The sequence below is a fragment of the Mesorhizobium sp. M7A.F.Ca.CA.003.01.2.1 genome, from assembly GCF_003998945.1.
Lineage (GTDB): Bacteria > Pseudomonadota > Alphaproteobacteria > Rhizobiales > Rhizobiaceae > Mesorhizobium > Mesorhizobium ciceri.
On sequence record NZ_RZRA01001439.1, the window covers coordinates 1 to 854 of the forward strand.

Annotated in this window: 1 protein-coding gene; it reads left to right on the plus strand. The window is 65.8% G+C overall.

The annotated features are described in order from the left end of the window. Positions 1–854 (plus strand): phosphoenolpyruvate-utilizing N-terminal domain-containing protein (locus tag EN969_RS33305; RefSeq protein WP_245467649.1); only part of this gene is annotated, 854 nt, incomplete at both ends.

Sequence of the window (854 nt, forward strand, 5' to 3'; positions counted from 1 at the left end):
CGCTGGGCGTGCTGGTGGTGCAGAACAAGACCATGCGCCACTACCGCGACGACGAGGTCGAGGCGCTGGAAACCACGGCGATGGTGATCGCCGAGATGATCGCCACCGGCGATCTGGCGCGGCTGACCCGGCCCGGCCTCGAACTCGATCTGCGCCGTCCTGTCAGCTTCACCGGCCTGTCCTTCAATGAAGGCGTCGGGCTTGGCCATGTCGTGCTGCACGAGCCGCGCATCGTCGTCACCAATCTGTTCAACGAGGACAGCGAGGAAGAGGTTCGCCGGTTGGAGACCTCACTCAGCTCGCTCAGGCTGTCCATCGACGACATGCTGGAACGCCGCGACGTCGCCTTCGAGGGCGAGCATCGCCAGGTGCTGGAAGCCTATCGCATGTTCGCCAACGATCGCGGCTGGGTGCGACGGCTGGAAGAGGCGATCCGCAACGGCCTGACGGCCGAAGCGGCGGTGGAAAAGGTGCAGAGCGACATGCGCGCCCGCATGCTGCACATGACCGATCCCTATCTGCGCGAGCGGATGAGCGATTTCGACGACCTCGCCAACCGCCTGCTGCGCCAGCTGATGGGGCGCGGGCCGGAAGATGTCGCGGCATCGCTGCCTAAGGACGCCATCATCGTCGCCCGTTCGATGGGGGCTGCCGAACTGCTCGATTATCCCCGCGACAAGATGCGCGGGCTGGTGCTCGAGGACGGTGCAGCGACCAGCCACGTCGTCATCGTCGCGCGTGCCATGGGCATCCCCGTCGCCGGCCAGATGAAGGGCGCTGTTTCCATGGCGGAAAACGGCGATGCCATCATCGTCGACGGCGAGGAGGGCGTGATCCATTTACGGCCGCAGCCC